This window comes from Streptomyces sp. 13-12-16 (genome assembly GCF_002114215.1).
GTDB lineage: Bacteria > Actinomycetota > Actinomycetes > Streptomycetales > Streptomycetaceae > Streptomyces.
In genome coordinates this window covers 1-913 of the sequence record NZ_NCTE01001281.1, presented here as the reverse complement: position 1 = coordinate 913, position 913 = coordinate 1, and the positions used below count along the sequence as shown (strand labels likewise).

General features: G+C 76.2%; 1 protein-coding gene and 1 pseudogene. Both read left to right on the top strand.

The genetic code is table 11. The features are described from left to right. A pseudogene (locus tag B7767_RS39400) lies at window positions 1-290 on the top strand (dethiobiotin synthase); the annotation flags it as partial. Window positions 291-358: 68 nt separating this feature from the next. Further along, window positions 359-913: class I SAM-dependent methyltransferase (locus B7767_RS39395; protein ID WP_085576131.1), on the top strand; the 555-nt coding region annotated here is incomplete at its 3' end.

Below are 913 nucleotides of genomic sequence, written 5' to 3'. Positions count from 1 at the left end.
GGCTCGGCACCCTGAACGTGACGGAGCTGACGGCCCGTGAACTGCGCGGACGGGGGCTGGACCTGGCGGGTGTGGTGATCGGCAGCTGGCCCGCCGAGCCGGACCTGGCCTCGCGGTGCAACCTGCTGGACCTGCCGGACGTGACCGGTGCCCCGCTGCTGGGCGCCGTACCGGCCGGGGCGGGCACGCTGGAGCCCGCCGGGTTCCGGGCCTCGGCACCGCACTGGCTGGCGCCCCGGCTCGAGGGGACCTGGGACGCGGAGACGTTCCGGGTGCGCGAGGCGCCCTGACGGCGGGCGGGGGTGTGGATCATCCGTTCGGGGGAGAATCGCCGTAGGCCCGTTCCGGGGAGGTCCTCATGCAGCTACGGTCCGGCCGGTCCACGAAGGTGCGGCGGGACGCCGTGCACCATCCGGTGTTCGCGCGGTGCTACGCCCGGTTCAGCGTCGCCGCCGAGACCCGCGCGGGGATGGCCGAGGTCCGGCGCGGACTGCTCGGCGGGCTGTCCGGCCGGGTGATCGAGGTCGGCGCGGGCAACGGTCTGAACTTCGCGCACTATCCGGGCACCGTCTCGGAGGTCGTCGCCATCGAACCGGAGCGTGGGCTGCGGGCGCTGGCCGTGGAGGCCGCCCTGCGCGCCCAGGTACCGGTGGATGTGGCGCCGGGTGCGGCGGAGGCGCTGCCGGTCAAGAGCGAGGCGTTCGACGCGGCGGTGCTCTCGCTGGTGCTGTGCAGCGTCCGGGACGTGCCGCGGGCGCTCGCGGAGCTGCGGCGGGTGCTGCGGCCGGGCGGCGAGGTGCGGTTCTTCGAGCACGGCCGGGGCGGCGGCCGGGTCATGCGCCTCACCCAGCGGGCGCTGGACCGCACGGTGTGGCCGCCGCTGGTCGGCGGCTGCCATGTGGCGCGGGACCCG